At 73.5% G+C, this 24,701-nt stretch carries 25 protein-coding genes; 12 read left to right on the forward strand and 13 right to left on the reverse strand.

The genetic code is table 11. From position 1 onward, the window contains the following. Positions 1-46: 46 nt before the first annotated feature. Entirely contained in the window at positions 47-922 is an 876-nt protein-coding gene (locus tag ACFWGZ_RS22630) for an NmrA/HSCARG family protein (protein WP_382453541.1), read from the forward strand. 4 nt (positions 923-926) lie between these two features. On the opposite strand, the gene ACFWGZ_RS22635 is transcribed toward ACFWGZ_RS22630, so the two are convergent. Continuing rightward, positions 927-3,494, reverse strand: coding sequence for a toll/interleukin-1 receptor domain-containing protein (locus ACFWGZ_RS22635; RefSeq protein WP_382453542.1), 2,568 nt, complete (start codon positions 3,492-3,494; stop codon positions 927-929). 202 nt (positions 3,495-3,696) lie between these two features. Here ACFWGZ_RS22635 and ACFWGZ_RS22640 point away from each other — a divergent pair, with 202 nt between their 5' ends. The 3 genes from ACFWGZ_RS22640 (at position 3,697) to ACFWGZ_RS22650 (ending at position 5,219) form a co-directional block, all read left to right on the forward strand. Continuing rightward, complete coding sequence (locus ACFWGZ_RS22640) at positions 3,697-4,479, forward strand: hypothetical protein (RefSeq protein WP_382453543.1); 783 nt, start codon at positions 3,697-3,699, stop codon at positions 4,477-4,479. Positions 4,480-4,545: 66 nt separating this feature from the next. Next, positions 4,546-4,839, forward strand: coding sequence for a DUF3099 domain-containing protein (locus tag ACFWGZ_RS22645; RefSeq protein ID WP_382453544.1), 294 nt, complete (start codon positions 4,546-4,548; stop codon positions 4,837-4,839). Continuing rightward, entirely contained in the window at positions 4,836-5,219 is a 384-nt protein-coding gene (locus ACFWGZ_RS22650) for an NAD-binding protein (RefSeq protein WP_382453545.1), read from the forward strand. Before ACFWGZ_RS22645 ends, ACFWGZ_RS22650 begins: the two co-directional genes overlap by 4 nt. Here ACFWGZ_RS22650 and ACFWGZ_RS22655 read toward each other — a convergent pair. Next, complete coding sequence (locus ACFWGZ_RS22655) at positions 5,212-5,652, reverse strand: SRPBCC family protein (protein WP_382453546.1); 441 nt, start codon at positions 5,650-5,652, stop codon at positions 5,212-5,214. The genes ACFWGZ_RS22650 and ACFWGZ_RS22655 overlap by 8 nt on opposite strands. A 47-nt stretch (positions 5,653-5,699) precedes the next feature. After that, positions 5,700-6,134 carry a hypothetical protein gene (locus tag ACFWGZ_RS22660; protein ID WP_382453547.1) on the reverse strand — a complete coding sequence of 145 codons (435 nt, stop codon included), beginning with the start codon at positions 6,132-6,134 and terminating at the stop codon, positions 5,700-5,702. A 130-nt stretch (positions 6,135-6,264) separates the two neighbouring features. Between ACFWGZ_RS22660 and ACFWGZ_RS22665 the strand changes: the two genes are divergently transcribed. Then, the gene (locus ACFWGZ_RS22665; protein ID WP_382453548.1) at positions 6,265-7,386 is read left to right on the forward strand and encodes a sensor histidine kinase; all 1,122 of its coding nucleotides are present in this window, start codon (positions 6,265-6,267) and stop codon (positions 7,384-7,386) included. After that, a complete protein-coding gene (locus ACFWGZ_RS22670; RefSeq protein WP_382453549.1) occupies positions 7,383-8,015 on the forward strand; it encodes a response regulator in 633 nt (210 codons plus the stop codon). The genes ACFWGZ_RS22665 and ACFWGZ_RS22670 overlap by 4 nt, the downstream gene beginning before the upstream one ends. Positions 8,016-8,019: 4 nt before the next feature. Here the strand turns inward: ACFWGZ_RS22670 and rph are convergent, their stop codons facing one another. From rph to ACFWGZ_RS22690, 4 genes are all read right to left on the reverse strand, one after another. After that, positions 8,020-10,587 (reverse strand): rifamycin-inactivating phosphotransferase, encoded by a 2,568-nt coding sequence (rph, locus tag ACFWGZ_RS22675; RefSeq protein ID WP_382453550.1) that lies wholly within the window; start codon positions 10,585-10,587, stop codon positions 8,020-8,022. A gap of 122 nt (positions 10,588-10,709) precedes the next feature. Then, the gene (locus ACFWGZ_RS22680; RefSeq protein ID WP_382453551.1) at positions 10,710-11,357 is read right to left on the reverse strand and encodes a uridine kinase; all 648 of its coding nucleotides are present in this window, start codon (positions 11,355-11,357) and stop codon (positions 10,710-10,712) included. Positions 11,358-11,464: 107 nt separating this feature from the next. After that, positions 11,465-12,184: a DUF1990 family protein gene (locus ACFWGZ_RS22685; RefSeq protein WP_382453552.1), complete on the reverse strand. Its 720-nt coding sequence runs from the start codon at positions 12,182-12,184 to the stop codon at positions 11,465-11,467. Between the two features lie 95 nt (positions 12,185-12,279). After that, positions 12,280-13,071, reverse strand: coding sequence for an SDR family NAD(P)-dependent oxidoreductase (locus ACFWGZ_RS22690; RefSeq protein WP_382453553.1), 792 nt, complete (start codon positions 13,069-13,071; stop codon positions 12,280-12,282). Between the two features lie 94 nt (positions 13,072-13,165). On the opposite strand from ACFWGZ_RS22690, the gene ACFWGZ_RS22695 reads away from it, so the two are divergent. Then, positions 13,166-13,759 (forward strand): TetR/AcrR family transcriptional regulator, encoded by a 594-nt coding sequence (locus ACFWGZ_RS22695; protein WP_382453554.1) that lies wholly within the window; start codon positions 13,166-13,168, stop codon positions 13,757-13,759. Here the strand turns inward: ACFWGZ_RS22695 and ACFWGZ_RS22700 are convergent. Beyond that, a complete protein-coding gene (locus tag ACFWGZ_RS22700) occupies positions 13,694-14,587 on the reverse strand; it encodes an AraC family transcriptional regulator (RefSeq protein ID WP_382453555.1) in 894 nt (297 codons plus the stop codon). The genes ACFWGZ_RS22695 and ACFWGZ_RS22700 overlap by 66 nt on opposite strands. Before the next feature lie 54 nt (positions 14,588-14,641). Between ACFWGZ_RS22700 and ACFWGZ_RS22705 the strand changes: the two genes are divergently transcribed. After that, a complete protein-coding gene (locus ACFWGZ_RS22705) occupies positions 14,642-15,874 on the forward strand; it encodes an MFS transporter (protein WP_382453556.1) in 1,233 nt (410 codons plus the stop codon). A gap of 3 nt (positions 15,875-15,877) precedes the next feature. Here ACFWGZ_RS22705 and ACFWGZ_RS22710 read toward each other — a convergent pair whose 3' ends face one another. The 3 genes from ACFWGZ_RS22710 to ACFWGZ_RS22720 all read right to left on the reverse strand — a co-directional run bounded on the left by ACFWGZ_RS22710 (position 15,878) and on the right by ACFWGZ_RS22720 (position 18,430). Then, positions 15,878-17,152 (reverse strand): cation:proton antiporter, encoded by a 1,275-nt coding sequence (locus tag ACFWGZ_RS22710; protein ID WP_382453557.1) that lies wholly within the window; start codon positions 17,150-17,152, stop codon positions 15,878-15,880. A gap of 105 nt (positions 17,153-17,257) precedes the next feature. Beyond that, positions 17,258-17,641: an anti-sigma factor antagonist gene (locus ACFWGZ_RS22715; protein WP_382453558.1), complete on the reverse strand. Its 384-nt coding sequence runs from the start codon at positions 17,639-17,641 to the stop codon at positions 17,258-17,260. Between the two features lie 117 nt (positions 17,642-17,758). Next, positions 17,759-18,430, reverse strand: a complete 672-nt coding sequence (locus ACFWGZ_RS22720) for a GAF and ANTAR domain-containing protein (protein ID WP_382453559.1) — start codon at positions 18,428-18,430, stop codon at positions 17,759-17,761. Between the two features lie 145 nt (positions 18,431-18,575). Between ACFWGZ_RS22720 and ACFWGZ_RS22725 the strand changes: the two genes are divergently transcribed. The 3 genes from ACFWGZ_RS22725 to ACFWGZ_RS22735 all read left to right on the forward strand — a co-directional run bounded on the left by ACFWGZ_RS22725 (position 18,576) and on the right by ACFWGZ_RS22735 (position 21,208). Next, complete coding sequence (locus tag ACFWGZ_RS22725) at positions 18,576-19,394, forward strand: endonuclease/exonuclease/phosphatase family protein (RefSeq protein WP_382453560.1); 819 nt, start codon at positions 18,576-18,578, stop codon at positions 19,392-19,394. Between the two features lie 85 nt (positions 19,395-19,479). After that, positions 19,480-20,688, forward strand: coding sequence for a PP2C family protein-serine/threonine phosphatase (locus ACFWGZ_RS22730; RefSeq protein ID WP_382453561.1), 1,209 nt, complete (start codon positions 19,480-19,482; stop codon positions 20,686-20,688). A gap of 127 nt (positions 20,689-20,815) precedes the next feature. Beyond that, positions 20,816-21,208, forward strand: a complete 393-nt coding sequence (locus tag ACFWGZ_RS22735) for a hypothetical protein (RefSeq protein WP_382453562.1) — start codon at positions 20,816-20,818, stop codon at positions 21,206-21,208. Between the two features lie 87 nt (positions 21,209-21,295). On the opposite strand, the gene ACFWGZ_RS22740 is transcribed toward ACFWGZ_RS22735, so the two are convergent. Beyond that, complete coding sequence (locus ACFWGZ_RS22740) at positions 21,296-21,697, reverse strand: ankyrin repeat domain-containing protein (RefSeq protein ID WP_382453563.1); 402 nt, start codon at positions 21,695-21,697, stop codon at positions 21,296-21,298. Positions 21,698-21,707: 10 nt separating this feature from the next. Further along, complete coding sequence (locus tag ACFWGZ_RS22745; RefSeq protein WP_382453564.1) at positions 21,708-23,966, reverse strand: catalase; 2,259 nt, start codon at positions 23,964-23,966, stop codon at positions 21,708-21,710. Positions 23,967-24,107: 141 nt separating this feature from the next. Between ACFWGZ_RS22745 and ACFWGZ_RS22750 the strand changes: the two genes are divergently transcribed. Then, positions 24,108-24,491: a hypothetical protein gene (locus tag ACFWGZ_RS22750; protein ID WP_382453565.1), complete on the forward strand. Its 384-nt coding sequence runs from the start codon at positions 24,108-24,110 to the stop codon at positions 24,489-24,491. Positions 24,492-24,701 lie beyond the last annotated feature (210 nt).

Genomic DNA, 24,701 nt, shown 5'->3' on the forward strand with positions numbered 1-24,701 from the left:
GAAACGGCGGGCCCCGCCGTTTTGTCGTCCGACCTGGAGGAGAACCATGTCCGTGCTCGTCACAGGAGGCACCGGCAAGCAGGGCGGCGCCGTCGTCCGCGCCCTCGCGGAGGCGGGTGTGGGAGTCCGGGCGCTGGTCCGCGACCCGGAGTCCGAGCGCGCGAAGGCGCTGGGCGTCGAGCTCGTCACCGGTGACCTGAACGACCGCGAGTCGCTGGTCCGCGCCACCAAGGGGGCTCAGGCGGTGTACTCGGTGCAGATGCCCCCGTTCACCGGCGACGGCTTCGACTTCGCCGCCGAACTGGCCCAGGCGGGCAACCTGGTCGACGCCGCGCTCGAGTCCGGTGTCCCGCAGTTCGTCCAGACCACGGTGGACGGCGCGAACGGCCGCATCCGCGACGAGCGCTTCCCGATCAGGGAGGCCTCGATGAACACGAAGGCGGCCATCGGCGAGCGCGTCCGCGACGCCGGGTTCGAGCGGTGGACGCTGCTCAAGCCCGGTTTCTTCATGGAGAACTTCCTGCCGTCGTCGGCCTACCTGTTCCCGCGCGGCGTGGAGGGCGGCATCGTGAGCATGCTCAAGCCCGCGACCGAGCTGGCCCTGTTCGCGGTGCGGGACATGGGCCCGGCCGTGGCGGCGATCGTCGCCGACCCCGACCGGTTCCACCGCGTGGAGCTGGAGTTCGCGAGCGACCGGCTGTCGATGGCGGAGATCGCCGCGGTGCTCTCCCGCGCCCTGGGCACCGAGCTGACCGCGCCGGACCTGACGCTGGAGCAGGCCCGCGCCGCCGGCATGCCCGCGATGGGCGCGGGCCACGACCGGCTGAACGAGACCGGCATGGCGGGCCGCCCGGAGTACGCGAGGGCCCTGGGCCTGCCCCTGACCAGCTTCGAGACGTGGGCGCGGGAACAGCTGGCCTGACGGCTCAGCCGCACGGCCAGGGCACGTCGAGGTCCCCGGCGTAGCGCCGGCGCTCCTCGGGGGACAGCCCGCCGGTGACGACCGGGCACAGGGTGCGCACCCAGCCGGCCGGGTCGGCCTCCCAGACCGCCAGCGCCCCGTCCCGCCCGGCGGTCAGCAGCCCGCCGTCCCCGGTGCCGGCGAGCCCGGCCACGGGCCCGGACCGGCTCCACGTGCCGACCTGCGTGCCGTCGTCGGCGTTCCAGAGCAGCAGCTCACCCGTCGACGGCCGCACCTGGGCGACGAGCCCGCGCCCGAAGGCGACCAGCGTGGCCGGGTCGGCGAACCCCACCCCGAACACGGCCGACCGGCCGCCGTCGTCGAGGAGCACCCGCCCGTCGACGTCCACGGCCGCCACCTGCGCCCCGTCGTCGCCGAGGGCGAAACCCCGCACGTCAGCGGGGAACCGCACGTCGCGGACCTCGTCGAGCTCGGCGCCGTCCCACCGCCACAGCCCGATGGTGGTGTCGCCGGACCGGGTCCCGCGCACGGCCGCGACCGCGTCACCGCGGGTGTTCGCCGCGATCTCCTGGTGGTCCGACGGGGGCGCGGTCCCACCCGCTCCGGCGTCCTCGACCGACGGCGTCCCACCGGGACCGGCCACGGCCACGTGCCGGCCGCCGGCCAGGAACACGCCCCGCCCCGACACCTCCTGCCCGTCGGGACTGACGGACACCCTGCGCCCCACAGCGGGAAGCGCCGCTTTCTCGGCGAGATTGCCGAGATCGCGCAGCACGACACCGGCGGACCCGGCCACGGCCGCGACCCCGCCACCGACCGCCACACCGTCGACCCCGGCGGGCCCGCGCACCTGTGCGCGCAGCCGGTTGTCCCGGTCCGGCGAGGACACCACGACCGTCCCGTTCTCCGACGCGGACACGACGAACCGCCCGTCCGCGCTCATCCGCAGATCGCGCACCGGCGCGGGGTGCCGGAACAACCGGGCCACCTGCCCGAGCGACTCGTCGAACAGCAGCACCGCCCCCTGAGCGGTGCCGACGACGATCCGCCCGCCGTCCCCGGACATGCCGACGCAGCAAGCGTTCTCGCCCACGTCGACGGCGTGCGTCCGAGCCCGCGAGGCCAGGTCCCACCGCTCGAGCACGGACCCGTGCAGCAGCACCAGCGAGGAGGAGCTGGCCGCGAACCCCCGGGCCCACACCCGGCCCGCGCCGAACGGCGTCCAGCTCCCGTCCCGGGGGTCGAACTCGACCACCCGCGCCCCGGCCGACCGCCCGCTCGCGGTGAAGAGCCGGTCCCCGCGGAACTCCAGGGGCCCACCGGGCGCGTCAGCGTCCTCGACACCGATGACAGCCCGCCCGGTCCCGACCTCCCACACCCCGAAGTCCGGCACGGACCCACCGGCGGTGTTGCCGGAGGCGGCGACCCACCGCCCGTCCGCGGACAGCGCCACCCGCTCGGGCGAGGAGGTGAACGGGATCTCCCGCACCAGCGACCCGTCGGCGACGTTCCACACCTTGAGCCCGAGCCCGTCGTGACTGGCGAGCAGCCGCCCGTCCCCGCTGAGCGCCAACGCCGACGACTCGTCCGGCAACCTGACGCCGCTGGGCCGCCGACCCCCGTTGTCCCACAAGGAAACCGGTCCGTTGCCGAACGCGTGCGCCACCACGGCCCCATCGGCACTGACGGCGACGTTAGCCCGAACACCCATGTCCGCGGGCCGGTTGCGTGAGATCGTGTCGGTCCCGGGCGCGACGACGGACACGACGAACCGATCCCGGTCGAGGACGTTCATGAGCGCGGTCTTGGCCTGCACCGAAGGACTGGCGCTCCACGACGTCAACGCGAGCCGCACGGCCAGCTGCGGATCGACGTCGAGCAACCGCAAGGCCTCCCCGGACAACGCCCGCGACAGCGCGAGACGGGCCTGCGCGGTGGCCCGGTCCCGCTCGGCGACGGCAACCCGCTGCTGCCACACGGCGACGCCACCGGCAACCAACGCCAAGGACAACAAGCCGGCCAGCACGGAGACGAGCCGCCGCAGCTGCCGGGAGTCCTCACTGATCAACGAGTCCTTGGCCACCCCGTGCACCCCGGCGGCGACGGTCGCGGCAGCGGACCGGAACTCGTCCCCGCGCAGCCGCCCGGACTCCCGCAGGTCCACCCACAACGGCTCGGCGGGGAACCACCCGGCCAGCGCGGCCGGCAGCGCGGTGGTGCGCTCCCAGTCGAAGTCACCGGCGGCCTCGTCCCAGACCACCTCGCCGCCGGTCACCACGATCAGGAACGTCTCGCGGGACTTCCGCTCCCGCCACAGCGCCACCTCACGCCCCACCCAGGCGGAGGAGGCGGACGAGGGGCAGGCCAGCAGGACGAAGGTCCGGGACGCCAGCAACGCGCCCTGGATCGACGACCACAGATCAGGACTGGCGGCCAGACTGACGTCGTCGCGGAACACCCGCAGCGCCCGAGCCCGGTGCCACGGCCGCCCGATCCGGTGAAGGCTGCGCTGCAACCTCTTCGCCAGGGGCCGATCAGCCGCATGGCTGTAGGAGATGAACCCGTCGTACACCCTAACCCCCTTCAGGTGGCAGGAAATCCTACGGAGACGGCCACCGGCGGTCAGGCTTTTCACGGAAGCCGAAGGCGAGCGGAGCGGTACCCCCGGACAACGGAGGGAACACGACGCGGGACAGAGCCCGTTGTGCAGCAACCCCGGACGCGGCCCACCATGGGTGAACGCCCCCGATCCACAGCAGCAGAGGAGGACCAAGGTGCAGCCGACCGAGAACTCGGCCCGATCGTGGCGCCTGCTGCTGCTGGTCCTGGCCGCGGCACAGGTGGCGAGCCCCCTGGTCGTGACCGCCCTGGGCGGCAGCGAGTTCCGGACCTCGGACCGGCCGGGCGAGCCCCCGATAGTCCCCGCCGGCTACGCGTTCTCGATCTGGGGCCTGGTGGAGGCCCTGTGCCTGGCCTACGCGCTGTGGGCACTGGTCACCCGGTCACCCGGCCACGAGGTGCGCGACCGCCTGGCGCGCCCGCTGTCGGTGGTGTTCGCCGGGTTCACGGTGTGGCTCGTCGCCGCGGAGCTCGAACCGGTCTGGTCGACCGTGGCCGTGTTCGTGGTGATGCTGGCGGGCCTGCTCGCGGCGGTGCGGATTGCCCTGCGCCACCGCGCCGAGATCGCCCGGTGGCGGCGTGCGCCGCGGGTGCTGCTGTGGTCGACGCTGGGCGTCTACACGGGCTGGAGCACCGTGGCGATCTGGGTGAACCTCACCACAGCCCTGACCGAGAGCGGGGCGCCGATCACCGGTCCCGCGGGCGTGGCGGGGCAGGTCGCGGTGCTGGCCGGTGCGACGGCCACGGCGGTCGTGCTGCTGCGCCGCACGTCCGGCCTGCTGTCCTACGGCCTGGCCGTCGCGTGGGCGCTGGTCGCGGTCGTGGTGGCCACGGTGCAGGCGGGGCAGCCGGTGCTCGCGGCGATCGCGGTCGTGGCGCTGGTCGTCGTGGCGGCGGCGACGGCGTGGTTCCGCTCCCGCCGGCCCGCGCTGGTGTGACGCACGCGAAACGAACCGAATCGGTCGCCGATACGAATCCCCGGGGGAGAGAACGGAGGTCCGCTTGTGAACTCGCCTCGACGCGAGAACCCCGTGCTGATCACCTCTGCCGAGCCGTCGTACCAGGACCAGCTCGCCGCGCGGCGCCGCAGGTACGCCATCGTGATGAGCATGCGCATCCCGTGCATCGTGCTGGCGGTGGTCTTCGCGAAGATCTGGTGGCTCGCGCTGGCCCTGCTGCTGCTGTCGGTGCCGCTGCCGTGGATGGCCGTCCTGATCGCCAACGACAGGCCGCCGCGCAAGGCGGAGGCGCCCCAGCGCATGCAGCGGCAGGCGCTCACCGGGAAGAAGCCGTCGTGAGCGGCCTCACCGTGGTGATCGGGTACGGCGAGGCCGCGCTCGACGTCCTGAGACACCTGCCGGTGCAGTCCGAGCACGCCGACGTCGTCGTGGTCGACCCCGACGCGGTCGCGCTGACCGGGGCGATCGCCAACGGTGCCAGGGTCGTGCGCGGTGACGGGCGCGACATCTGCGTGTTGCAGCACGCGGGCGTGCAGTTCGCGGCACGGGTGGTCGTCGCGGTCCCGGACGACCAGGAGGGCGTGCTGATCGCCGGCGTCGCGCGCAACCTCAACCGGACGGCGGTCATCGTCGCCGCCGTCCGCGAGTCGGCCAACCAGGACCTCTTCACGAGGCTCGGGGCGGACGAGGTGTTCGTGCGGGCGCGCTCGGTCAGGTAGTGGCCAGCAGGGCGGACAGCCGTTCCAGCGACCGCTCCATCGACGCCCTGTTGCGCCGCGGGATGGGCGACAGGCCGATCAGCACCGGGGTGCGGGCGGTCGACCAGTCGAACGTCTCGGTCACCTCGGTGGCGCCGTCGCCCACCGGGGTGAGCTGCCAGCGCCAGCGGTGCCCGTTGAAGTGGCGCCACGCGATCAGGCGGTTCTCCTCGAACTCCACCACCGTGTTCTCGATGCGGTAGGCCAGGCCGATCTTCATGTCCATGCCGAACGCCGTGCCGAGCGCGAGCTTCGCCGGTGCGCCGGGCAGCGGTGCGCGGACGGCGCCGGAGCCGTCGATCAGCGGGTGCTTCGACGGGTCGGCGAGCAGCTCGAAGATCCGTTCGGGCGGGGCCTGCACGGTTCTGGTGGCGGAAACGCTTCTCTTCGGCACGTCTCCCAGCCAAACACCCGTGCCGGGGCTCCGCACGACGAGTCCTCTCAGCGAGGTGCGGCCGGGTCGGCGAAGATGTCGCGCAACCGGTCCCGGTCGTGCAGGACGAGCGCTCCACAAAGGACGGTGTAGAGCGCGGACAGGTACTTCACGAACGGGTAGCCGAAGGCGAAGTCCATCAGCGTGATGTTGAGCCCGACCACGAAGAGCGCCGCCGCGCCGACGAACGCGGTGCGGCGGAACAGCAGCATGACGGCGGGCACGAGCTCGAACAGGCCGGTCACCCGGCCGTAGAAGGGCGAGTAGCCGTAGAACAGCCAGACCAGCGAGGTGCCGTCCACCGACGACTTCGACAGGTCGTCCCAGTCGCCGTAGTAGAACTGGCCGCCGAGCAGCTTGACGCCGCCGTAGAAGGTGAAGACCGCGGCCATCAGCAACCGGACGACGAGGATCGTCCTCGAACGCGACTCGAACCAGATCATGCGGCGATCGTGGCGCTCCCCGGGCCGCCGGCACCTCCTGCGCCGAGCCCGGATCCGCGGCCGGCGGGAGGAGTCCGCCTCCTACCGCGGCAGGAGGTGCCGGGTCCGGGACCGCCCTACGATCGAGGTCGTGACTTCGCGCAACGGGGTGCTGAGGTGCGCGCCGCTGGTCCTGGTCGTCGTGTCGATGCTGTGGCTCGCCGTTCCCGCGCCCGACCCGGACTTCGAGTCGTGGTTCTTCCCGGTGACGGCGGCGCTGGTCTTCGTGCCCGGCCGCTGGTTCCCGCTGCCGGTCTCCCTCGCCCAGACCCTGCTGGTGCTGGCGGCGTTCCTGCTGAGCGCTCCCGGCCTCGGCGAGACGCAGGCCTGCGCCGCCCTGTCGCTGGCCGAGCTCGCGATGCGGCGGCCGTGGCGCCCGCTGGTGACCGGGGTCGTGGCCGCGGCGGCGGTGGACACCGCCTACCTGCTCGGGCAGCAGGACGACCGGCCGCCGTTCGTGGCGCTGAGGGTGCTGCTCGTCGTCGGGGTCCCCGTGCTCGCGGGCCGGCACCTGAGGTCGGTGCGGCAGCTCGCCGAGCGGCAGCGCGAGGAGAAGGCACTGGTCCTGCGCGTGCGGGACGCGGAGATCGAGGCCGCGCGGGAGGCGGACCGGGTGGCCGTGGCGCGGGAGCTGCACGACCTCGTCGCCCACCACGTGTCGTCGATGGTGCTTCGCTCCGCGGTCGCACGGCACGCGGCGACCAGCGCCGACCAGGTCCGCGAGGTGCTCGACGACGTGCACGCGACCGGGTCGGCCGCGCTGCGGGACCTGCGGGAGCTGGTCAGCGAACTGCGCGACCCCGCGGTGCCGTCGCTCGGCGCGAGTCCCGCCTGCCTCGCCACGGCGGTGCGGCAGGCGGCCGGGCGGTGCGAACGCGCGGGGTTCGCCGTGCGCGCCGAGGTCGACGTCGCCGAGGACCTGGACGCCGCACGACGGCTCGTGGTGCTGCGGGTCGTGCAGGAGTCGCTCACCAACGTGATGCGCCACGCCGAACCCGGTGCGTCCGTGCGGGTCGACGTCCGCGAGTCGGCCGCGGGGATCGGCGTCGAGGTCGCCGACGACGGGGGAGTGCCGCGCCGGGGGCCGGGCGGGCACGGCCTCACCGGCATGGCGGAACGGGTCGAACGGCTCGGCGGGGCCTTCCACGCGGGCCCGAGCGGCCGCGGCTGGGCCGTGCGCGTCTCGGTGCCGCGGCAGGAGCAGCCCGCGTGATCCGCGTCCTGATCGTCGACGACCAGCAGCTCGTGCGCGCCGGTCTGCGGATGCTCTGCGAGAGCGCGCCGGACGTCGAGGTCGCCGGCGAGGCGGCCGACGGCGCCGAGGCGGTGGACCAGGCGGCGCGCGGCCGCCCCGACGTGGTCCTGATGGACCTGCGCATGCCCGTCGTCGACGGCATCGCCGCGACCAGGAGGATCCTCGCCCGCGACCCGCGGGCCCGGGTCGTCGCGCTCACCACGTTCGACGACGACGAGCACCTGTACCCCGCGCTGGCCGCGGGCGCGCACGGGTTCCTGGTCAAGGACTCCGCGCCCGAGGAGCTGCTGGCCGCGGTCCGGCGGGCCGCGGCGGGGGAGCAGCCCTTCAGCCCCGGCGTGCTGCGGCGGCTGGTGAGCCGGGTCGTCCGCGCGGAACGCGCCCCCGACCCGCCCGGCGGGCTGACGCCGCGCGAGCTCGAGGTGCTGGTGCTGCTGGCGGAGGGGCTGGGGAACCAGGAGATCGCCGACCGCCTGCACGTCGCCGTGACGACGGTGAAGACGCACGTGGCGGCGCTGATGACGAAGACGGGAGCCGGCAACCGCGTCCGGCTCGCCGTCCTCGCCCACTCCTGCGGGCTGCTGTGAGCCGTCAGGGCCGCGGGAGCACCTCGACGTACCCGTCGGTGCCGTTCACGCGGATCCGCTGGCCGTCGCGGATCAGCCGGGTGGCGTTCTCCAGCCCGACGACGGCCGGCAGCCCGTACTCCCGCGCGACGACCGCGCCGTGCGTCATCAGCCCGCCGACCTCCGTCACCAGGCCCGCGGCGGCGACGAACAACGGCGACCAGCTCGGGTCCGTGTACGCCGTCACCAGGACGTCGCCCGGTTCGAGGTCCGCCTCCGCCAGGTCGAGCACGACGCGGGCGCGGCCCTCCACCGTCCCGCCCGACACCGGCAGGCCCGCCAGCGCGCCCTCCGGCAGGCCGCCGCGGCGGTACGACCCGGTGACGGCTTCGCCGTCGGAGGTGAGCACCCGCGGCGGCGTCAGCGCCCGGTGGGCGAGGACGTCCTCCCGGCGCTGCCGGACGAGCCCGGCGTCGGCCCGGTTCGTGCGCACGACCTCGCGCAGTTCCTGCAGCGTCAGGTAGAACACGTCCTCCTGCTCGGCCAGCACGCCGGAGCGCACCAGCCGGCCCGCCTCCGCCAGCAGGGCCTGCTTGTAGACGGCGTAGCGGCTGACCATGAAGTACTTCGGGTACTCGCGGTAGCCGGCGAACGTGCGGAGGCGGTCGACCACCTGCTCGGTCTCGCGCGCCTTCTGCTCGCCCGCGGGCAGTTCCCGCAGGCGTTCGAGCAGCTCCCGCTCCTTGGCCGCCGCCGTCCGCCGGCCCTGCTCGAAGCGGTGGGCGCCGGCGCCCTGCTCGAACGTGCGGACGTTCGTGAGCAGCAACGGCACGAGGGTGGCGGGGTGCTCGCCCCAGCGCGGCCGGGTGATGTCGATCTCGCCGACGCAGCGCATGCCGTACCGGGCCAGGTAGCCGGCGATCGCGCGGTGCGCCTGCGCGCCGCCCGGGAGTCCGGCCAGCCCGTCCAGGTCGCCGGTGGCCTCCAGGTGGGCGACGACCTCCGGGTGCGGGCGGATCGCGTCGGCGACGTCCAGCAGCTCCAGGCCCATCTCGGCCGTGACGTTGTGCGGCGCGGAGAGCGAGAGGGTGTCGGCCGCGTTCTTCTCGCCCAGCCACTCGAACAGCTTGTCGTTCAGCCACCAGGCCGCCTGCATGCCCGCCATGATCACCTCGGTGCTGCGCGCGTCGAACAGGACTCGGCGCAGCTCCGCGAAGTCGGCGAGCACGAAGTCGACCAGGTCCACGCCGGAGCGGGTGGCGATCTCGCGCCGCAGCGCGGCGACGGACGTCTCGGCGGCGGCGATCAGCTCGGTGACGACGTCCGGGTCGGTCTCGATCGTCGCGGGCTCGGCGCCGGGGATGTGCTGCGGGGTCGCGTCGGGAACCGTCGGGAGGAAACCCCCGCGGTCCATGACGGTCCGCAGCGCGTCGCCCATCAACGGGTCGGACTTCCCGGCCACGCCGAGGAAACCGTTCCTGCTCGCGGGTGTGGCGAGGATCTGCGTGACGTCGACGAACAGCCGGCTGCCCACGACGGCCATCGGCCTCGGCGTGGTCGACTGCCAGACCGACAGGCCCAGCGGCCGCATGGCGTCGGTCATCATCTGCTGGTGGCCGACGGACACGTAGACGCGGTTCTGCCCGTCGCCTTCCGGCACGGGGAACAGCGTCGTGATCGGCCGGCTCTGCACGACCTGGAACTCGTCGTCCGCGAGGCACCACTCGACGTCCTGCGGCCGGCCGAAGTGCGCCTCGATCCGGCGGCCCAGCGCCTCGAGCCGCACGACCTGCTCGTCGGTGAGCGCGGCGTCCTCCTGCCGGCCGGGCTCGACGTCCTCCTCGCGCGTCCCGCCGCCGGGCATGGCCCTGACCGCGATCTTCTTGGCGGACAGCGCCTTCTCGACCACGACACCGCCGCGGACGCGGTACACGTCCGGGTTCACCGTTCCGGACACCAGCGCCTCGCCCAGCCCGAAGCTCGCCTCCACGCAGGACACCGTGCGGTCGGACGAGATCGGGTCGGCCGTGAAGAGCACCCCGGCGGCCCGCGGGAACACCATCTCCTGCACCACCACGGCCATGCGCACCCCGTCGTGTCCGAACCCGTTGCGCAGCCGGTAGACCACGGCCCGCTCGGTGAACAGCGACGCCCAGCACCGGCGGACGTGCCGCAGGACCTCGGCGGCCCCCACGACGTTCAGGTACGTGTCCTGCTGCCCGGCGAACGAGGCCGTCGGCAGGTCCTCGGCCGTGGCACTGGATCGCACGGCGTACGCGGTGTTCTCGCCGACGCGGCCGGCGATCGCCCGCGCCAGGTCGTCGGGAACCGCCGCCTCCTCCAGCCTCCGCCGGAGCTCCGCACCGGTCGCGCGGATCGCCTCGCGGTCGTCCGGGTCCACCCGCGCCAGCCGGTCCAGCAGGCCGGCCGCGGCCGGCGCGATGCGGTCGAACGCCTCGGTCGTCACGCAGAACCCGGGCGGCACGCGCACGCCCTCGATCCGCGACAGCTCTCCCAGGTGTGCTCCCTTGCCGCCGCAGAGCGCGACCTGCGTCCGGCCGATCTCCCCGAGTCCGAGCACCTGTTCGGTCATGGTCCGGCTTCCCCCGCTTCGTTCTCGCCCAGCGTGTCGCACCCGCGCCGATCACGCAGGTCCGGGCACGAGCGGGAGATTCTGCGCCACCACCGGGGTCTTGCCGCAAGACCCCGGTCGTGCTATACGGTAAAGGTGGCGACAACGACCTCGGTGCCGGGGTCGCGGGGCAGCGCGGACGTGCCGTCCACGACGACGGTCGCCTTGTGCCAGGGCTGCTCCCGCAGCAGGTGGGGGAGTTCCTCGGCGAGCCACGCGGCGACGTGCGCGCGTTGGTCGGCCGAGTCGCCGTCGCGGTCCACCAGCCGCCGTTCCTGCTCGTCGAGGTCGCCCTGCACCCAGATCGACGCGTCGATCCACGGCAGCAGCGCGTCGCGCAGGACGCCGGTGCCCTCGACCCACACGACCTCCAGCCCGGCCGGCACGTGGACGGTGCCGTCCCGGCCGTGCGCGACCCAGGCCGGTGGCCGGAACTCCACGGCCTGACCGCGGTGGAGCGGCCGCAGGACGTGGTCGGCCATCAGGTCCGCCCAGTCGAAGTACGCCTGGTGCCACGCGATGTCGTCGGTGTGCACGACCGCGGACGACGGGACGGCGGCCTGGAGTCGTTGCGCCAGAACGGACTTCCCGGCTCCGCCACGGCCGTCGACCGCGACGGTGAGCGGGCGGCCGGTGACCTCGGGCGCCGCGGCGCGCAGCCGGGCGACCACAGTGGACAGTGCGGTGACCTGCCGGTGCCCGGCCTCGGGCTCACCGGGGTGCAGTCGCACGCGCCACCGCCGGTCCGGCGAAAAGGGCTGGAGCCCCGCCGCTCACGATCGACCTCTTCCCGCCGCGGTCCACGCCTTTCCCGGCGTGTACCCCCGGCGGGAAGGCCCTACGCGCCACGGCCGGGGTCGTTCGCGCCGTCGAGCACGGCGATCGCCCAGAACGGTTCCCCGCGCCGCGCGATGCCGCGGGGCACCTCGACGAGCTCCTCGTCGTCCGGGCCGGTGACCTCCGGCTGGTGGGCCAGGCGCCGCAGGTTCTCGCCGGCGGCGGAGTAGAACCGGCGCTGGGCGCGCCTGCCGAAGAGCGCCCAGCCCAGCCGCAGCACGGGGTGGGCGCGCGGGTTGACCTGGTGGTGGCTGTCGACCTCCAGGGTGACCACGCCGGTCCGCAGGTCCTTGACCACGCGGTAGTCGACGCGGCCGCGTTCCAGGTGACCCTGCAGCGTCTCGTAGCCCCAGCCCCACGAGCAGCGCTCGCCGTCCTCGCCGGACCCCGCCTCGGTGATCCGCACGCCCATCGCGAACCGCGCGAGCGCGAACCTGCCCACCAGCAGCAGGTTCCGGCCGACGAGCGGGTCGTCGCGCAGGTAGTGGGCCCGCAGCAGACCGGGCGGTGTGAACGCGTAGGCGGCCACCTCCCGGCAGGCGCGCCACCAGACCGATCCCTCGGCGGGACGTCCGGGCGGGTCGGTGCCCAGGACGAACCGGTGGTGGTCGAAGTGCCAGGTGGGCGCCCGGACCTCGGACTCGTCGTAGTTGACGGACCGGTCGCGCAGTTCGGTCACGACGTCGTGGAGGGGGAGCTTGCTCGCCCGCGTCAAGCGCATCCGGGCGGATACCCGGACCTCGCCGGTTGATCCCGGCGGGGTCACCGCGGCGAGCGCGTGGCGGGCCCACCACGCCGCTCCCGCGCCGGCCGGGGTCAGGCGGACTTGAGCTGGCCGCCGTGCACGGCCCAGTTCGAGCCGATCGCGCTCGGCATGGCCGGCGACGACAGCAGCACGACCGCGCGGGCGATCTCGCTCGGGTCGATCAGGTCGCCGGTCACCATGCCGAGCTGCTCGGGCAGGGCCGCCACCACCGCGGAGCGGTCGACGCCGAGGTTCGCCGCCATGCTCGCGGCCAGCCCGTCCGGGCCCACCAGCAGGTCCGTGCGGGTGGCGCCGGGCGTGACCGCGTTGATCCGCACGCCCGCCCCGCCCGTCGCCTCGGCGAGACCGCGGGTGAACGCGTTGAGCGCGGCCTTCGCGGCGGCGTAGGGCAGCGGTGCGGTGTGCGGGTCGCGGGCGCTGGAGGAGCTGACGTTGACCACGGCGCCCCGCGCCTGCGTGAGGGCGGGCAGGGCGGCCCGCGTGGTGCGGACGGCCGCGTTGAGGTTCAGCGCGAACACGCTCGACCAGAGGTCGTCGTCGCCGCTGAACGGGTCGGCGAACATCCCCTCCGGACGCTCGTCGCCGCCGCCCGCGTTGTTGACCAGCACGTCGAGCCTCGGGTCGCGGGCGAGGACGGTCTCGACGAGGGTGGCCGGTCCGTCCGCGGTGGACAGGTCGGCCGGGACGAACACGGCGTCGGTGACGGCGAGTTCGGGGGTGCTCTTGCGCGCGGTCGCCACGACGGTGGCGCCCTCGGCGAGGAAGGCCCGCACGACGGCGAGTCCGATCCCCTTGCTCGCTCCGGTGACGAGTACGCGCTTGCCTTCGAGCTGCAGATCCATGACCGGGTGTCCTCTCTGGGCTGGCTTGCCCTTTAAGTGATACACAGATGTCGCAGTTAACGCAACAAGTGCGACAGTGCCGTATCGTTTAGGCATGGCAGACACCGGGACCCGCCGCCTGCGGGCCGACGCCGAGCAGAACACCGCGCGGATCCTGGCCGCCGCCGCGGAGGTGCTGGCCACCGACCCGGCGGCGTCGCTGGAGCGCATCGGCGAGGCGGCCGGGCTCACGCGCGCCACCGTGCACCGCCGCTTCGCCTCCCGGCACGCGCTGCTGGAGGCGCTGACCGAGCAGCTCGACCAGCGCTACCTGAGTGCGCTCGAGCAGTCGCGGATGGACACCGCGCCGCCGCGGCTGGTCTTCCGGCGGCTCACCGAGATCCTGTTCGAGCTCAAGGTGAGCCACCGGTTCGCGATGGAGCTGATGAGCACCCGCGACGGGTGCCAGTCGGGCCTGAGCCCCGAGGTCCAGGCCGGGCTGGAGCAGGTGTTCGCGCGGCTGCGGTCGGCGGGGGACATCACCGCGACCGGAGCGGACTGGTGCCGGCAGGTGTACCTCGCGATGGTGCACGAGGTGGCGCTGCTGCCCGACGACGCCGCGGATCTCGTGGCGGCGGGGGGATCACGGGCCGAACTGGTGGCCGGGGCCGTGATCGGCGCGCTGGGCGGGGTGCCGCACCGGGGGTGACGCCTGCCCCGCCGCTGTGCGCTCCCCGGCCTGGTTCGCGCCCGGCGTCTGCCCCGCCGCTGTGCGTTCCCCGGCCTGGTAGGCGCCCGGCGTCTGCCCCGCCGCGGTCCGTTCCCCGGCCTGGTAGGCGCCCGGCGTCTGTCCCGTCGTGCGGGCGAACGCGTCGACGAACGCGCTGGCGGTCGCCCACCCGCAGCGGTGCGCGGTGCTCGTCACCGTCGCGCCCGCGCTGAGCTCCAGCATCGCGTGGAAGACCCGCACGCCGGTCCGCCACTGCGGGTACGTGCTGCCGAACTCCGCGCGGAACAGCCGGGCGAGCTGCCGGTCGCTCGTGCCCGCCCGCCGCGCCAGCCATGTGATCGTGCGCGGCGTGGCCAGGTCGTCGGTCACCAGCCGGCAGGCGTGCGCCAGCCGGGGGTCGCGGGCGGTGGGCAGCGTCAGCGCCGCGAGGTCCGCCCGCCGGACCCGGTCGCGGATCACCGCCCGCAGCCGGCGGGCCTCGGCCGCGGGCAGGCCCGGTTCGGTGCTCGCCATCAGCAGCTCGCGCAGCAGCGGGGGCACGGCGATCACGGTCGGGCGGTCGCCGGGGAAGAGCGTCTCCTCCGGAGGGAACCGGAGCAGGTGCACCTGGGCCTGGCCGTAGACGCGGTGCTCGTGCCAGGTCTGCGCGGGCGTCCAGATGGCCCGCTGCGCACCCGCGACCCACGTGCCGTGCTCGGTCGTCACCGCGAAGACGCCGCTGCTGACGTAGAGGAGCTGGTGCTCGCCATCGTGCCGGTGCCGGGCGATCACCTCACCGGGCGCGTGGTCATGGCGGCTTTCCGACACAGGTCGACAGTTTATCGGAAGTCCTCGGCGCCACTGCCGATCATCGTGAGGGGCATGAGACGGTTCTTCGCCGACACCCGGCCGCTCGCGATCCCGGCGTTCCGCAGGACGTTCGCCGGGCAGGGCACCGCGGTCGTCGGCCTGATGATCACGGCGGTCGCCGTGCCGGTGCAGCTCTACGACCTGACGCGGTCGTCGCTCGTCGTCGGGCTCGCCGGTCTGGTCGGGCTGCTGCCGGTGGTCGTGTTCGGGCTGTACGGGGGAGCGGTCGCGGACGCGGTCGACCGCCGCAAGCTCTACCTGGCGTCGTGCTCGGTGTCGTGGGCCGCCACGCTCGGGCTGCTCGCGCAGAGCCTCGCGGACGTCCGGTCGCCCGTGCTGGTCCTCGCGCTCGTGGCGGTGCAGGCGGGCAGCTTCGCGGTCTCGTCGTCGGTGCGCGGCGCGATCATCCCGCTGCTGGTGCCGGCGGAGCTCGTGCCCGCCGCGAACGCCCTCAACTACACGATCGGCACCCTCGGCCAGGTGCTCGGCCCGCTGGTCGCCGGTGTGCTCGTCGGCCTGCCCGGCGGGTTCGGCTACGCCTACGCCGCCGACGCCGTGCTGTTCACCGCCGCGCTGTACGCGGCGGTGCGCCTGCCGTCGTTCGGCGTCCCGGAGGCGGTGGGACGGCCGGGGCTGCGGTCGGTCGCCGAGGGACTGCGGTTCCTCGGCGGGAACCCGGTGCTGCTCATGTCGTTCGCCGTCGACGTCGCCGCGATGGTGCTGGCGACCCCGGAAGCGCTGTTCCCGCAGGCCGCGGCGACCCGGTTCGACGGCGGGGTGGGGCCGCTGTACTCGGCGATCGCCGCCGGGTCGATCGTCGCGGGGGTGCTGGGCGGCTGGATCGGCCGCGTGCGCCGCCAGGGCGTGGCGCTGACGCTCGCCGTCGTGGTGTGGTCGGCCGCCATCGCCGCCGCCGGGTTCGTGTCGCAGCTGTGGGTGGTGGTGGCGCTGCTGGTCGTCGCGGGGGCGGCCGACCTGGTCAGCGCCGTGTTCCGGCAGTCGATCCTGCAGGGCTTCGTGCCGGACCGGTTGCGCGGGCGGCTGCAGGGCGTCTTCACCGTGGTCGTCAACGGCGGCCCGCGCCTGGGCGACCTGCGGGCCGGGCTGATGGCCGCGACCACCACGTTCACCCTCGCCTGGTCCGGCGCCGCCCTGCTCTGCATCGCGGTGGTTCTCGCCGCCGCGGTGAGCGTGCGGTCGTTCTGGCGCTACGACTCCCGCGAGGTGCCGGCGCGGGCGGCCTGACCGTCAGACCGGGGTGTGGGCGGCGTCCTCGCCGCCCTTCTGCCAGCGCTTGCGGTCGAGCAGCCCCATCACCGGCGACGCGGACAGGCCGTGCACGAGGATGGAGCCGATCACGACCAGGCCCACGATCCGCCAGATCGTGTCGTGGTCGGCGAACTCGCCCTCCTGCAGGGCGTAGGTGATGTAGAACAGCGACCCGACGCCGCGCACGCCGAAGAACGCGATGACCGTGCGCTCGCGCGGCCCGGTCTTGCCGCGCAGCAGCCCGATCCACCCCGCGGCGGGCCGGACCAGCAGCAGGACCGCCGCCGCGACCGCGACCTCCTGCCAGCGCAGGCCGGAGAGCAGCCCGGACACGGCGGCACCGCCGAGCAGGAAGACGATCAGCACCGTCAGCATGCGCTCGGCCTGCTCCACGTAGCGGTGCAGCACCTGGTGGTACCCGTGGTGGCGTTCCGCCGCGCGGATCGTGCAGGCGCACACGAACACCGCGACGAACCCGTAGCCCTCGGCCAGTTCGGTCGCGCCGTAGGCGAGGAACGTCGCGGCCAGTGCCACGAACCCCTCCGCGTGCTCGGCGAGGCGGAACTTCTCCGACGGCGCGGAGAAGAACAGCTTGCCCAGCAACCACCCCACGCCCACGCCGATCGCGAGGCCGCAGCCGAGCCGCCACAGCACGTCCACGCCGAGCCAGTGCGGCAGCCACCCCGACGGCGCCGCGCCGGCGATGCTGATCGCGATGGCGGCATAGGTGAACGGGAACGCGAGACCGTCGTTGAGCCCGGCCTCGGAGGTGAGCGCGAACCGCGCCTCGTCCTCGTCGGAGTCGGGGTGCTCGGCGGGTTCGGCGACCTGCACCTCGCTCGCCAGCACGGGGTCCGTGGGCGCGAGCGCGGCCGCCAGCAGCACCGACGACGCCACGCCGAGACCGAGCGCGGCCCAGCCGAGCAGGCCGACGGCCAGCATGGACAACGGCATCGTGATCGCGAGCAGGCGCCAGGTGGTGGCCCAGCCGCGCAGGCTCACCACCCGGTTGAGCGCGAGCCCGGCGCCCATCAGCGAGATGATCACGCAGATCTCGGTGAGGTGCAGCAGGACGGCGCTGTGGGCGTCCGGGTCGGGGTTCGGGAGCTCGTCCACGAGGGAGAACGTGAGGGCGCCCGCGCCGAGGAACACCATCGGCATCGAGACCGGCACGCGGTCGAGGAGCCGGGGGAGCAGCGCGGCGGCCAGCGTCGCCAGGCCCGCGCCGGTGTAGAGCAGGGAGCCTGGATCCACTGTCCGCCTTCCGCTTTCCGGTCGAACGGACTGATACCCGAACGGGTGAAGGACAAACCTCACCACGACAAATCTGTCCACTCGGGACAGTCCACGCCGGTCGGGTCAGCCGGCCGTCCGCGCGCCCCGGTGCGGGGCCAGCGCCTGCTCCACGTCCGGGTGGACGTGGAGCACCTCGTCCAGTCCGGACGCCGAGATCGTGCGCAGCACGGCGCGCTGCGCCGCGGCGATCCGCAGCGGGACGCCCGCGGCTCTGGCGCGCCGGTCCTGGGCCAGCAGCTCGTTGAGCCCGGCCGAGCCGAAGAACGTGACCCCGGTGAGGTCGACGACGACCGGGAACGGCGGTGTCGCCATCGCGAGCGCGGTCCGCAGTTCGGTGCCCAGGGCAGCCACCGTGGTCTGGTCGATCTCTCCGGTGGCCCGCACGACGACGGCGAGCCCGTGCACCTCGCGCTGCACGTGCAACGGGAAGGGAAAGATGTGCGGCATGGCAGTGCCTCCTCGTCCCTCGCGGACTGGTGCCGAGAGGAGGGACGCAGCTGCAGGCTCAACTGCTCACCCTGAACATTAGCCGTTCGAACGAAATCCGCCAACCGAAGAGCTCCGTCAGACGTCCTCGGTCGGCAGTTTTCGCGTTGTGGTCAGCATTTCCGCGATGTCGCGCAGTTTGACGTTGGTGTGCTGGCTGGCGCGCACGAGGATCGCGAACGCCCGGTCGGCGTCGACCTGGTGGCGTTCCATGAGGATTCCCTTGGCCTGGCCGATCAGGTCGCGGGTCTGCACGGCGTCGCCGAGCTGCGTGCGTTCCTGCGCCGCGGCCAGCGCGATCGCCGCGTGCCCCGCGAACAGATTGCCGATGTGCTCCGACTCCTCGTCGAACGCGCCGAGGGCGGACGAGTACAGGTTGAGCGCGCCGAGGTCCTCGTCCTCCACGTACAGCTGGAACGACAGCATGCTGCCGACCTTGAGGTCCGCTGCCCTGAGCGCGAACGCGGGCCACCGGTCGTCCGCGACGACGTCGGGCACCGAGACGGTCTTCGCCGCGTACAGGGCCGTGAGGCACGGGCCCTCGCCCGCGTCGAACTGCGCCTGGTCGACCTCGCCCGGCAGGGCGCCGGTCGTCGCCACGGTCCTGACCTCTCTCCTGCCCTGCACGGTCATGATGCCCGCGTGCTCGGCACCCGGAACGGTGCCGACCGCGGAGTGCGCGATCGCGTCCATCGTCGCCTGTTCGCCGCGCTGCCTCTGCAGGTCGCGCGCGATCCCGGTCAACTGCACGGCCAGATCCTGGGAGTCGTGGGCCATTCGGGGCGGGTACCCGCAAATCCGGCGGGCATTCGCGGGCACCGTTGCCGAGACCGGGGTTTTCCGCTCCCGGATGCGGTACAGCTGGTCTCCGGTCGTACCGGGCGGAGGGGGTCGCATGAATCGGCGGGACGTCGTGCTGCGGGTGGTCCTGGTGGTGGCGGTGGTGATGACCGGGCTGGGCGCACCCGCCTCGGCCGCCACCGGCAGGTTCTGGGAGATGCAGCTGAACCTGTGCAACAGCGGGATCGCCGGCTGCTACGCGCAGGGGCGTTCGGTGGCGGAGGCGGCCGACCTGATCCGGTCCGTCCGCCCGGACGTGGTGACGCTCAACGAGATCTGCGCCGGCGACCTGCCCGACCTGCTCGTGCCCGCGCTGACCGCGGCCTGGCCGGGCGACCGGGTGTACTCGGTGTTCAACGCCGCCGTCCGGCGGGACACCGGCGGGCCGGTCCTGTGCGCCAACGGGCAGGAGTACGGCAACGCCGTGCTCGGCCGGGTCGCCGCCGGGCGGTTCGCGGGCGTCCGGGCGTGGCGCGGGACGTACGCGAGCCAGGACGGCGGGAACGAGCAGCGGACGTGGGCCTGCGCCCACGCCGTCGGCGACCACCTGGCCTGCACCACGCACCTGTCCGCCTCCAGCGAGGTGGTGGCGCTGGCCCAGTGCCGGGCGCTGCTGTTCGAGGTGGTGCCCGCGGTCCAGGCCGCCGAGGGGGTCGCGGGCAGGACGGTCGTCGGCGGCGACTTCAACCTCGAGTACGACCCGGCCGACCCCGAGAACGCCCAGAAGTGCGTCCCGGGCGGTTACGTGCGGAAAGGGGACTCGTCGGTGCAGCACGTCGTGTTCTCCGGGGACCTCGCGTTCGCCGGCAGCTCCCGGTACGGCCTGCGGTACACCGACCACCCTGGGTGGCTGGTGAAGCTGACGATGCCGTGAAACCGGTGTTTGAACCGCTCCGGAGGTGAAACTCCCAGCACCGGCAAGTAGTGTCGTCGGCACTCTCGGTGAGGGCGGAGGTCGGATGGCGGAGGCCAGGGGTTCGTCGATCCGGCTGCGCGTCCTCGACACCGTCACGGACGGAGCGCTCAAGCAGCTCGACCTCGACAAGGTCCTGGAAGTGCTGCTGCAGCGCTCGCGCGAGCTGTTCCGCGTCGACACCGTCACCGTGCTGCTGGTCGACCGCGGCGGGACGCAGCTCGTCGCCCGTGCCACCACGGGCCTCGAGGAGGAGGTCTTCCAGGGCGTGCGCGTGCCGATCGGCCGGGGGTTCGCCGGCCGGGTGGCGCAGCAACGCGAGGCCGTGCAGATCGAGCGGGTCGACCCGTCCACCGTGGTCAACCCCCTGCTCTGGGAGCACGGGCTGCGCGTGCTGCTCGGGGTGCCGATGATCGCCCAGGGCGAGCTGACCGGGGTGCTGCACGTCGGGAGCACGTCGGCCCGCCGGTTCACCGACGAGGAGGTCGACGCGCTGCAGCTCATCGCCGACCGGCTGGCGGTGGCCGTGTACGTGGACCGGACCCGGTCCGAACGGGCCGCCGCGGCGCTGCTGCAGGAGAGCCTGCTGCCGTCCCGGCTGCCCAGCACCCCGGGCTGGGAGCTGGCGGCCCGGTACGTCCCCGGCGCCGAGAGCGGTGTCGGCGGCGACTGGTACGACGTGTTCGAGCTGCCCGGCGAGCGCATCGGCCTGGTGATCGGGGACGTCGTCGGCAACGGGTTGCGCGCCGCCGTCGTCATGGGACGGCTGCGCAGCGCGTTGCGCGCCTACGCGCTCGAGTACCTCGACCCCGCGCAGGTGCTGGGCAAGCTCGACCGCAAGGCCAGCTACTTCGAGACCGCCACGATGGCCACCGTGGCGTACGCGATCATCGACACGGCGACCTGCCGCATGAGTCTCGCCGTCGCCGGGCACCTGCCGCCGGTCCTGGCCGTGCCGGGCGAGCCGGCCCGGTTCGTGCCGGTCCCGGTCGGGCCGCCGATCGGCTTCGACCTCGGCGTCAGCGGCCGCCGCGGCACCGGCGTCGACCTGCCGCCGGGGGCGCTGGTCGCGCTCTACACCGACGGCCTGGTGGAGCGGCGCGGGGAGGACCTCGACGCCGGGCTCGAACTGCTGCGCGGCACGGTCGGCCCGATGGGGCCCGAGGAGGCGTGCAGCCGGGTCATGGCGGCCATGGTCGGCGACCGGCCCGCGACCGACGACATCGCGCTCGTGGCGGTCCGGCACAGCGCCTGAGGCCGTGCCGGCCCCGGTCCCGGGGGTTTCGGCGCCGGGACACGTGCTCGATTCGCCCTCATCACCGGGGTGGCGGCATTACGGTGGTGATCGGCGGACGAGAGTGGCGTGAGAGGCAGGACCAGGCGTGACGTCGTGGACCGATGTGATCAACTATGTCCGGCTCCGGTACGAGGTGCTCGAGGAGACGGACAGCTGGCTGCGCTTCCGCCTCGACACGCCGGGGGAGCGGACCCAGCAGGTCTCGGTGCACCACCTGCCCGACCTCGACGGAGCGGCGTGGGTGGAGATCTCCTCGGCAGTCGGGCGCGCCGACGACCTCGACCTGCGCCGGTTCCTCGAGCTAACCGGTGCGGGGGAGGTCGGGGGCGCCGCGGTCGTCGACGGTGTCGCGCTGCTCAAGCACGTGGTGCCGCTCGTGGACCTGAGCGTCAAGGAGGAGTTCGAGCGCCCGCTCACGCTGCTGGTGGGGCGGGCCGACTCGATCGAGCACGAGCTGACGCAGAAGGACCAGTTCTAGGTGCTGCCCGGAGGGTCGTGAACGCGACCCTCCGGGAGTCGGCCTGGTGAGGTGGCCACGAACCCGGTGAGGTTCGTGGTCTCCGCTCTAGTTCCCGGTCAGCAGCTCCAGCATGTCCGGCAGGTCGAAGAACCGCGCCACGTCGAGCGCGGACTTCGGCCCGAGCGCGGGATCGGCGCCCGCCTCCAGCAGGAGGGTGACGACCCGCTCGGAGCGGCGGAAGACCGCCGCCGCGAGCGCGGTCTGACCGCGGTCGTTGACCCTGCCGGTGTCGGCCCCGCGCTCGAGCAGCGCCGCCACGGTGTCCGGGTGGACGTGGTAGGCGGCGAGGACGAGCAGGGTGTCGCCGGAGCCGTTGGTGAGGTTCACCGGGATGCCCGCGTCGAGCGCCTCGGCCAGCGCGGCGGTGTCGCCGGAGCGGGCCAGGTCGAACATCGAGCGCAGGACGGCGAGGTCGTCCTCCGACAACCCTTCCCGGGGGAGCGTCACGGCCCGGCCCTCAGGCGATGGTCGCCGGGAAGCGGTCCCACACGCGGTGGGCGCCCAGCAACGTCATCAGCTCGGTGAACACCTTCGACGCGTCGTCGCCGGTCACGACGCCGAGCCCGGCGCAGCCGGAGGCCTCCAGGGCGGCACGGCCGGTGCCCCACGCGCCGATGGCCTTGGCGTGCCGGAAGCACTCCTGGACCATCAGCACGACCCTGGGGTCGACCGCCGCGCCCGGTGCGCCCGCCTTCGCGTCCCTGGCCGCCACGGCGTCCGGGCCGGGCGGCGGGCTGCCCGCGAGCAGCAGCGCGTCGAACTCGACGGACCGCGCCGTGAGGAACGTCCGCTGCGCCACCAGGCCGCTGTCGCCGATCGGCCCACCGGTCGGGGCGATCAGCAGCGGCACCATGCCCCCGGCGAGGATCGTCTCGCGGACCGTGCGGACGCCGTCGAGGTCGGTGGGGTCGACCACGATGCCGATCAGGCGCCCGTCGGTGGGCCAGGTCTGCCCGAGCTGCGAGAGCGCGGGGCTCGGCGTGACCTTCCTCGGCCGCACCGAGGGTGCCGGCGCGGGCAGGCCGAGGCCGGCCGCGACCTCGGCGCACAGCGTCGCGTCGACGTTCGCGAGCACCTGCAGCTGCCGTTCCTTGATCGCCTGCTCGTAGACCTTGCCGAGCTCGAAGGTGAACGCGCGCACGACGTGTTCCTTCTCCACCGGCGTCAGGCTCAGCCAGAACAGCCGCGGCTGCGAGTAGTGGTCGGAGAACGACGCCGGCGCCTCGCGCACCTTCACCGCCTTCGGCAGCGGCTGCGCCACCTCGACGAACGGCCGGTTCTCCGCCGTGGCCTCGAACGGGTTGCCGCCGTCGAGCGAGTTCGGCTTGTAGGGCGCCACGCCCGCGTGCACGGCGTGCTGGTGGAACCCGTCGCGCAGCATGTCGTTGACCGGCACGTGCGGGCGGTTGATCGGGATCTGGTTGAAGTTCGGCCCGGCGAGCCTCGACAGCTGCGTGTCGAGGTAGGAGAACAGCCGCGACTGGAACAGCGGGTCGTCGGTCACGTCGATGCCCGGCACCAGGTTGCCGAGGTGGAACGCGACCTGCTCGGTCTCCGCGAAGTAGTTCGTGGTGTTGCGGTTCAGCGTCAGCATGCCGACCGGCTGCACCGGCGCGAGCTCCTCCGGCACGATCTTCGTCGGGTCGAGCAGGTCGATGCCCTCGAACGTCTGCCGCGGCGTGTCCGGGAAGATCTGCAGGCCGAGCTCCCACTGCGGGTACGCGCCGGACTCGATGGCGTCGGCGAGGTCGCGGCGGTGGAAGTCGGGGTCGATGCCGTTGATCATCTGCGCCTCCTCCCACGCCAGGGAGTGCACGCCGAGCTTGGGCTTCCAGTGGAACTTCGCGAGAGCGGTCTCACCGTCCGCGTTGACCAGCCGGAACGTGTGGACGCCGAAGCCCTCCATCGTCCGGTACGAGCGCGGGATGCCGCGGTCGGACATGTTCCACAGGACGTGGTGCGTGGCTTCGGTGTGCAGGGACACGAAGTCCCAGAACGTGTCGTGCGCGCTCTGCGCCTGCGGGATCTCCCGGTCGGGGTGCGGCTTGCCGGCGTGGATGACGTCGGGGAACTTGATCCCGTCCTGGATGAAGAAGACCGGGATGTTGTTGCCCACCAGGTCGAAGTTGCCCTCCTGGGTGTAGAACTTCGTCGCGAACCCGCGGGTGTCGCGGACGGTGTCGGCCGACCCGCGCGACCCGAGGACGGTCGAGAACCGCACGAACACCGGGGTTTCCACGCCGTCGCCGAGGAACCCGGCCGTGCAGACGTTGGCAGCCGTGCCGTAGCCGACGAAAACTCCGTGCGCGCCATAGCCGCGTGCGTGCACCACGCGCTCCGGAATGCGCTCGTGGTCGAAGTGCATGACCTTCTCGCGCAGGTGGTGGTCCTGCAACAGCGTCGGGCCGCGTTCGCCCGCCTTCAGCGAGTGGTCGGTGTCGCGCAGCCGCGCGCCGGCCGAGGTCGTGAGGAACTCGCCCTGCTGTCCTGCCGACAACTTCGGTGCGCCGGTCGGGGCGCCCGTGGGCGACACCGTCTCCGGTCCGTCCTGATCGTGCTTGGGCGGCAACGGCGCCCGCGGTTCGGTGGGCTCTTCGAGCGCGGGAGGCTCGCTGCCCGGAGCGCCGGGGATCGGCGGGTTCACCAGGTCGGTGACCTTGTCCACCGCCTTCTCGAGCGCTGCCTTCACGAGCTTGCCCGGCTTGTGGGTCGCCACTGCATCCTCCTCGGACGGGAACGTCTGCCTGGCTGTACCCGCGCTTTCGGGGGATATGCCTTGTGGTTGCGGGAGTTTCCACGTGTCGTGGCCACCACCGCGGGTACTCGGCCGACGTTCACCCCGGTTCCAGGAGGACTCATGCCGTTCGCGCTGACCCGCCTGCTGGGCGCGGCGACCGCCGCGTACAGCGGCACGATCGTCGTCGCCCCGCAGGTGCTCGCGAAGCCCTGCGGGTTCACCACCGCCACGGGCGGCACACCGCAGCCGGTGCGGACGCTGATCGGCGCGATCGGCGCGCGGGACGCGGCCATCGGGGCGGCGATGATGTTCGCCCCGCCCGGACCCGCGCTGCGGACGGCGGTGTCCGCGCGCGTCGCGGCGGACGCCTCGGACGCGCTCGTGTTCGGGCTGACGCTGCCCGATCCGAAGGCGCGCAGGAAGGTGGTGGCGTTCGCGTTTCGCGTTGTTCTGGGCGGCGCTGTGCGCGGTGTCGCTGCGCTGGGGCTGAGCCGCTGGGGCTGAGCCGCTGGGGCTGAGCCGCCTGGGGCTGAGCCGCTGGGGCTGAGCCGCTGGGGCTGAGCCGCTGGGGCCGAGTCGCCGGGGCCGAGTCGCCGGGGGGCTGGTTGTCTGAGCGCTGGACGGCTCGCGCGGCGCGTTCGGAAGGTCGGCGAGCGCCGGAACCACCCGGCCGCCGCCGGGCGTCGGTGGCCTCAGCGTCGCGCGGCCCGCGCC

Origin of the sequence: Lentzea sp. NPDC060358 (assembly GCF_042725365.1) — a bacterium.
GTDB lineage: Bacteria > Actinomycetota > Actinomycetes > Mycobacteriales > Pseudonocardiaceae > Lentzea.